Annotated in this window: 9 protein-coding genes and 1 pseudogene; 6 read left to right on the forward strand and 4 right to left on the reverse strand. The window is 60.4% G+C overall.

Going from position 1 to position 7,244, the window contains the following annotated elements; all coding sequences use genetic code 11:
• Positions 1-9: 9 nt before the first annotated feature.
• Positions 10-2,130, forward strand: coding sequence for a 1,4-alpha-glucan branching protein GlgB (gene glgB / locus HMPREF2781_RS04925; protein WP_070528715.1), 2,121 nt, complete (start codon positions 10-12; stop codon positions 2,128-2,130).
• A gap of 131 nt (positions 2,131-2,261) precedes the next feature.
• Here glgB and HMPREF2781_RS12800 read toward each other — a convergent pair whose 3' ends face one another.
• Positions 2,262-2,558 (reverse strand): IS30 family transposase, encoded by a 297-nt coding sequence (locus HMPREF2781_RS12800; RefSeq protein ID WP_141750570.1) that lies wholly within the window; start codon positions 2,556-2,558, stop codon positions 2,262-2,264.
• 47 nt (positions 2,559-2,605) lie between these two features.
• Here HMPREF2781_RS12800 and HMPREF2781_RS04930 point away from each other — a divergent pair, with 47 nt between their 5' ends.
• A complete protein-coding gene (locus HMPREF2781_RS04930; RefSeq protein WP_070644612.1) occupies positions 2,606-2,980 on the forward strand; it encodes a hypothetical protein in 375 nt (124 codons plus the stop codon).
• A gap of 158 nt (positions 2,981-3,138) precedes the next feature.
• Here HMPREF2781_RS04930 and HMPREF2781_RS04935 read toward each other — a convergent pair whose 3' ends face one another.
• The 3 genes and pseudogenes from HMPREF2781_RS04935 to HMPREF2781_RS04940 form a co-directional block, all read right to left on the reverse strand.
• Entirely contained in the window at positions 3,139-3,393 is a 255-nt protein-coding gene (locus HMPREF2781_RS04935) for a hypothetical protein (RefSeq protein WP_070528721.1), read from the reverse strand.
• 85 nt (positions 3,394-3,478) lie between these two features.
• Positions 3,479-3,601, reverse strand: coding sequence for a hypothetical protein (locus tag HMPREF2781_RS12770; protein ID WP_256375087.1), 123 nt, complete (start codon positions 3,599-3,601; stop codon positions 3,479-3,481).
• 180 nt (positions 3,602-3,781) lie between these two features.
• A pseudogene (locus HMPREF2781_RS04940) lies at positions 3,782-3,967 on the reverse strand (transposase); the annotation flags it as partial.
• Between the two features lie 524 nt (positions 3,968-4,491).
• Between HMPREF2781_RS04940 and HMPREF2781_RS04945 the strand changes: the two are divergent.
• From HMPREF2781_RS04945 to HMPREF2781_RS04960, 4 genes are all read left to right on the forward strand, one after another.
• Positions 4,492-5,274, forward strand: a complete 783-nt coding sequence (locus HMPREF2781_RS04945; protein WP_049156266.1) for a DeoR/GlpR family DNA-binding transcription regulator — start codon at positions 4,492-4,494, stop codon at positions 5,272-5,274.
• Complete coding sequence (locus HMPREF2781_RS04950) at positions 5,264-5,737, forward strand: PTS sugar transporter subunit IIA (protein WP_049156269.1); 474 nt, start codon at positions 5,264-5,266, stop codon at positions 5,735-5,737. Before HMPREF2781_RS04945 ends, HMPREF2781_RS04950 begins: the two co-directional genes overlap by 11 nt.
• 51 nt (positions 5,738-5,788) lie before the next feature.
• Entirely contained in the window at positions 5,789-6,073 is a 285-nt protein-coding gene (gene gatB / locus HMPREF2781_RS04955; RefSeq protein WP_049156272.1) for a PTS galactitol transporter subunit IIB, read from the forward strand.
• A gap of 163 nt (positions 6,074-6,236) precedes the next feature.
• The coding region (locus HMPREF2781_RS04960) for a PTS galactitol transporter subunit IIC (RefSeq protein ID WP_070644613.1) at positions 6,237-7,244 on the forward strand (1,008 nt) is incomplete at its 3' end.

The raw sequence follows: 7,244 nt of genomic DNA on the forward strand, positions 1-7,244 counted from the left end.
TTGGTCAGTATGAACATCCCGGCCTCAGACCTCGAACGCCTTAACCACTGCCGCCACCACGCGCCCCATGATTTCTATGGGTGGCACGACGGTACCGTCCGCACTCGCCGCCCCGGTGCCGAAGCCGTCGAGCTCGTCACCGCAACCGACACGATTGCTATGCGCGCGGTTGGGGATGATATCTGGGAGGCCCCGCTCGCCGAAGAAGCCGACTACCGCCTGCGCATCACCTACCCGGGCCAGCCCGCTACCGAAGTAGCGGACGGCTACCACTTCCTACCCACCCTGGGCACCTTGGATCAGCACCTCATCGGCGAGGGCCGCCACGAACGCTTGTGGGAAGTGCTCGGTGCCAACCTCAAGACCTACACCACCGACATGGGAGTAGTCGAAGGCACGGCGTTTGCTGTCTGGGCGCCCAACGCAGAGGGCGTGGCCGTGGTCGGTGACTTCTGCGGCTGGAACCCAACCCAATTCCCCATGCGTTGCCTCGGCTCCACCGGTATTTGGGAGGTCTTCATCCCCGGTGTAGGCGAAGGCGAGCGCTACAAATTCGCCGTCCACGGCAAGAACTCCCCACGCATCGATAAAGCCGATCCCCTGGCCAAGCGCACCATTGCCCCGCCGGAAACCGCCTCCGTGGTGGCTCGCTCCAGCTTCGAATGGAGCGATGAGGAGTGGATGAGCAAGCGGAACGCGGACCTCGACGTCCCGATGAGCGTCTATGAGCTCCACGTGGGTTCCTGGAAGGTGGGCGCCGATTACAACACCTTGCGTGAAGAGCTGATCCCCTACCTTCTGGAGCACGGCTTTACCCACGTGGAGCTGCTGCCCGTGGCCGAGCACCCCTTCGGCGGCTCCTGGGGCTACCAGGTCTCCGGCTACTACGCGCCTACCGCGCGCTGGGGCACACCGGACGAGCTGCGCGCCCTCATCAACGATCTGCACAAGGCAGGCATCGGCGTCTTCGTCGACTGGGTTCCCGCACACTTCCCCAAGGATGAGTGGGCGCTGGGCCGCTTCGATGGCCAGGCACTCTACGAGCACCCGGATCCGCGCCGCGGCGAGCAGGCCGACTGGGGAACTTATGTCTTCGACTTCGGTCGCAACGAGGTGCGCAACTTCCTCGTGGCCAATGCTCTCTACTGGGCCGAGGAGTTCCACATCGACGGCCTGCGTGTCGACGCCGTGGCATCCATGCTCTACCTCGACTACTCCCGCGAAGAGTGGCTGCCCAATATCTACGGCGGCCGCGAGAACCTCGAGGCCGTCCAGTTCCTTCAGGAGACCAACGCCACCCTGAACCGCACCCACCCGGGCGTGCTGACCATCGCCGAAGAATCCACCTCCTGGCCAGGCGTGACCGCCCCGACGCATGAGGGCGGCCTGGGCTTTAGCCTGAAGTGGAACATGGGCTGGATGAACGACACCCTGGAGTACTTCAAACACGAGCCGATTCACCGCCGCTACCACCATGGCGAGCTCACCTTCTCCATGGTCTACGCCTACTCGGAGCGCTACGTGCTCCCCTTTAGCCACGACGAGGTGGTCCACGGCAAGGGCTCCTTATGGGAGCGCATGCCGGGCGATGACTGGAACAAGGCCGCAGGCCTGCGCGCGCTGTACGGCTACATGTTCTCCCACCCGGGCAAGCAGCTAATGTTCATGGGCCAGGAGTTTGGCCAGACCACCGAATGGGCAGAGGGCCACTCAGTGGACTGGTCCAACTTGGAGGGCTGGGGCAACGAGTGGCACCACGGCATTAAGCGCTTGGTGCGCGACCTCAACGCGGTATACAAGCAACAGCCGGCCCTGTGGACCCAGGACTTTACGCAGGATGGCTTCCAGTGGGTGAAGGCTGATGACTCGAATAACAACATGCTCGGCTACGTGCGCTACGGCAAGGACGGCTCCGCCCTGTTGGCGGTGTGCAACTTCTCCGGCAGCTCGGTGCCGAACTATGACCTCTGGTTGCCGCGCGATGGCGAGTGGGAGCTGGTCATCAACACAGACGACGCCGTCTACCAAGGTGCCGGCAATGACCTTGCCCACCGCGTGCGCTCCGAAGGCAACCACGTCCAGCTGCACCTACCGGCAAACTCGGTGCAGTGGTATGCCTTCCGCGGCTAAGCTGCGCGGCCTAGCGCCGAGCCTGGCTCGGCGCGTGCTCACGCTCATCGCGAGCAAGGCCTGAGAGACACAACTGCCCTAGTTGCCAAAGTTCTGGCCAGATCTTGAGGCGGTTTCAAGTGGTGGATGCATCACTTGAATAGTTCTTGGATTTTCTCTTCTGGTGTGTACCAGTTGAGGACTTTTCTGGGGCGCCCGTTGAGTAGGTCTTGAATGTGTTGAACGCCCTTATCGGTCAGGGTACTAAAGTCGCTTCCTTTGGGTAGGAAGTCTCGGACTAGCCCGTTGGTGTTTTCATTGGTAGGACGCTGCCAGGGTGAGTGCGGATCACAGAAGTAGACTGCGAGCCCACGTTCGATGCTCAGCCTGTCTACTTGGGCTAGTTCCACACCCTGGTCCCAGGTCAGCGTTTTGGTGATGTTGCGTATTTTGCCGGTAGACTCTCGATTAACTTATCGACAGTCGTGGCGGAATCATGCACATCAAGTTTGCGGATCATGGTGTAGCGAGTACTGCGTTCCACGCAGTTCACAAGGGACGTTGTGCCTCCTTGCCCGATGATGAGATCGCCTTCCCAATGTCCTGGAATAGCACGGTCTTCAACACTGGCAGGGCGCTTGCTGATGCGGTAGTCCTCACCAATCCAGCTTCGATTACCGCGAGCTGGCAGGCGCGATTGCGGCCTTCGGCCGGTACGCCCAGAACACAGGGCTTTTTCTACCTTCAACTACTGGCGCAAGGCACCTTTAGCTTGGATATAGAGAGCTTGGTAGATGGTTTCATGACTAATCGACATTTCCCCACCTTTACCGAAGCAGCGGGCAAGATAGTTCGAAATCTGCTCTGGTGACCACTTCGTGTTCAACCCCTCGATGACAAAGGCCCGCAACTGCGGGTTGGTATCGAGTTTACTTCACTTCGACTAGCTTCCCACGCGAAAAAGAACCACCCCACACACCCGCACCCACAAAGCAGACGCAAGCACGCAAGGTGGTAAAGCTTCCAGGGCTAGCGCGCGATGCGGATCGCTACCGTCAGGGCGAAAGCGCCCAGGACGGCGATGCCCGCATAAACAATGGCCCACGCCATTCCCAGGCCGTCGGAGGTCAGGCTGGCAGCAGCACTGTATATCCATGCCTGTACGGCGCAGATCCCGGCAATCCCCACGGTTACGCCTGCAGCTTGATCTAGCGGCAAGGCGAGAAGGTTATAGGCCACGAGGGCGACGATAGCGAGAATGGTCAGAGTTAAAGGCATGCTCATGGCTGTCCTTTCTGTCGGGGTGAGCGTGCGCGTTGATCGTCTCATGCGTGTGTGCACACCCCTGGCGGCTGCTTTCGAGGAGCGTCTAGAGGTTGATGTTTTTGTAGCGGTTCCAGGCGTGGCGCTGGCCGATGCCGTGTTCGACCATGATGTTCATAAGTTCGTCTTCGGGCGCGGTTTCTGCGGCGTAGCGCAGTTGTTCTGCCATGTGGTCGAATTGGCGGCGGTAGGATGCACGGGGATGTCGTCGGCGCCGGCACTCCGCACTGGGGATGGTCAGCCCCGTCGACTTCGAGAACCAGTCCGGTTCAACCACCAGCAGAAAAGAAATAGCTGCCTAACCACTAGGTAGCTCCACTACTTGTCCACGATTTGCGGGCAACCCCACGTTGCGGGAATTAGTGCGAGTATCGGAGACGGTGGCGTAATCAGCGCCGCAGATGCTGTCGGCTTGGGCGGAGAGGATCTGGTTGATGAAATCGCCAAGCATTTGGCGCATTAAATCTGGGGAGGCTTGGGTCAGCAGTTCTTCGAGATACTCGGTGGGGTCGATATGATGGGGGTCAGCGGCCATCGCGGTGCGCTTCCTTTCGAGGATAGGTAGAAGGATTCGAAAGGTACCCGCGATGGTCGCCGCATTCGTTCACGGCACCGACATCAGCGGGTCACAGATGCACCACGCTAGCGGACGCAACCCGAGTTCGACGCCCTGGTCAGCAAGCTTGGGCCCATTGTGGAGTGGGGCTAGCGGGCGGGCCCGAGATGTGCAAGGTATTTCCACTAGTCCAGCTTCAGACCATGCTGCTTTAGGGCATACCCACCACTGCGCGCACCGTAGGACGCCTGAACGTAGAGGCACTCACTCGCAAGGGTGGGTGACTTTCGCTATGCCGGGCCACCACGCCAGCCACCCCCACACAGAGGTAGGGGTGACGCCGGTCACGTGATTGATTTAGGCTGTCGTAGCTCGCATTTTCTAACTAATTGAAATCGTTTCCAACTGGAATCCAACCTATTTCCAACCAGAATCTTGTGTTTGGGTTGGTATATTTGCCACACTTCCAAGTGGAACAACATGAAGCGAAAGGAGGAAGCACAGTGAATCTCTTGAAGCGCCACGAGCAAATCGTGGACATCCTCAACTCCGAACAATTCGTCCGTGCCAGCGAGCTGGCGGAATTGTTTGACGTCTCCGTCGAAACCATTCGCAAGGACCTCAACGAGCTGCAGGACAAGGGAACCATCGTCCGCGTCCACGGCGGGGCCCAACTGGCCGAAGGTAAGAAGGAGTCCGCCTACGATCGCCGCCGCAGCATCCACCAGGATGAGAAAGCCACGATCGCGGCGCTGGCGTTTCCCTACATCGAGAATGGGCAAACCATCTTTCTCGACTACGGAACTACCACCTACGCCCTGGCACAGGAGTTGGCAAAATCCAACCTCAGTCTCACCGTGGTGACCAACACCCTCCCCATCGCCCAAGTGTTGTCCGAACATCCCACAATCCAAACCATCGTGCTGGGTGGAATCCTGCGCAAGAACGAGAACTCTTTCTACGGCCCGCTTGCGGAGTCCGCAATTGATTCCCTGTACTTCCACGTCGGTTTCTTCGGCTGCGCGGGCATCAACGCCCAAGCCGGAGTGACCAACTTCCACCCCATGGAGGTTGCCACGTCCAAGAAGGCCTTCTCCCACTGCGGATCCGCCTTCATCCTGGCCGACTCGTCCAAGTTCGGCGAGATCGCTCCCCACAAGTTGGACGATCTCTCCAGCGTCACCGCGTTTATTACCAACGCGTCGCCCTCAGCGGAGATTGTCACCGCCATCGAATCGGCTGGTTCCCGACTCATCACCACATCGGAGGTTATCGATGCTCTTTGATTCCGCAGTTCAGTTCCCGCGGCTGCACGTCGAATCCCAGGCGGAGCTGTTCAAGGTCCTCGGCAACGCCGCCATCGAGGCCGGCTACGCCAAGCCCGAATATGTCGACGCGCTGCTCGCCCGCGAGGCCGAGTACCCCACGGGCCTGCCCATCTCCGGCGGCGTGGCCATCCCCCACACCTCCGCCGAGTTCGTCACCGGCAACACCATCGCCGTGGCAACGCTGGACACCCCGGTTATCTTCCATGAGATGGGCGGAGACGCAGACTCCACGCTGGAGGTCTCCACCGTCCTGCTGCTCATCCTTGGCCAGGCCGACATGCACGTCAAGCTTCTGTCCCAGCTCATCAAGAAGATCCAGAAGTCGGACTTCGTCGAGGAGCTGCAGGCAGCACCGGATGCCGAGGCACTCGCCGCCATCCTTTCAGCCACGTTCCCCGAGAACTCCGAGAACCCCGTATAACGGAATACCCCACTTCCACAAACCACAACCACTCAAGACAAGGACATCATCATGAGCAAGAAGAACATCATCGTTGCCTGCGGCGGCGCCGTCGCCACCTCCACCATGGCCGCCGACCGCATCCGTGAGCTCTGCAAGGAGAACGGCATCGAGGCCGACGTCTCGCAGAACCGCATCAGTGAGCTGGGCTCCGTCGCCTCCACCGCGGACCTCATCGTCACCACCGCCAAGGTGGATCGCGATTACGGCGTCCCGGTGGTCCACGGCATCGCCTTCGTCTCCGGCATCAACGTTGAGGTCACCGAGCAGAAGATTCTCGACGTCCTCAAGGGCTAGTTCTCACGAGGCTGACGCAATCGCGCCAGTCAACACAACAGCTCAAATGCAAAGGGTCAAGCGCCATTGGCGTGACGCTTGACCCTCATAACAACCAGATGCCCGCCATTGGCGTGGCGGCACCTGTTTCCCCTCCACAAACCAACTCGAGAAAGGGAACGCAATGGATACATTTCTCAACGCAATCCAATACATTGTGGACCTAGGTCCGTCGGTGATGCTACCACTCATCATTTTCGTCCTAGCCCTGTGCTTGCGTCAGTCCGTTGCTAAGTCACTGCGCTCCGCGCTGACCATCGGCGTCGGCTTCGTCGGCATCTCGCTCGTCGTCGACTTGCTCACCAGTTCCATGGGCCCAGCCGCCCAGGCCATGGCCGATAACTGGAACCTCGGCCTCACGGTCGTGGACCTCGGCTGGCCCGGCACCTCCCCCATGGCATGGGCCTCGAACCTCGGCCTCGTGGCCATCCCCGTCGCCATCGCGGTGAACGTGGTCATGCTGCTCACCAAGACCACCCGCGTCCTCAACGTGGACATCTGGAACATCTGGCACATGGCCTTTACCGGCGCCATCGTCCAGATCGCCACGGGCAGCTTCTGGCTTGGCATCCTCGGCGTCGCTATCCACGCCGCCATCGCCTACAAGCTCGGCGACATGTGGGGCAAGGTCACCGATAACTACTTCGGACTCGAGGGCGTGGCCATCCCCCACGGCACCTCGGCCTACATGGGCGTCTTCGCCACCGTCGTGGACGACGCTATTGAGAAGATTCCGGGCCTCAACAAGATCAACCTCACCACGGAAAAGCTCGAAGAGCGCATGGGCGTCTTCGGCGAGCCGCTCATCATCGGCTCCATCCTGGGCTTCATCATCGGCCTGCTGGGTGGCTACCCCATCGGCGACTCCCTCAAGCTCGCTGTAGAGATGGGCGCCGTCATGTTGCTCATGCCCATGGTGGTCAAGCTCATCATGCAGGGCCTCATGCCGGTGGCCGACTCGGCCAAGAAGATCCTGCAGAAGCGGTTCTCCAACGGCGAGTTCCGCATCGGCCTAGACCCGGCCCTGCTCCTGGGCCAGCCACAGGTCATCTCCGCCTCCCTCATCTTCATCCCGTGGACCGTCATCCTCGCGGCCCTCGGGCCTGGCCCCCGGAAAGTAGACACGTCGGGG

The sequence above is a fragment of the Corynebacterium sp. HMSC062A03 genome (assembly GCF_001811145.1).
GTDB lineage: Bacteria > Actinomycetota > Actinomycetes > Mycobacteriales > Mycobacteriaceae > Corynebacterium > Corynebacterium aurimucosum.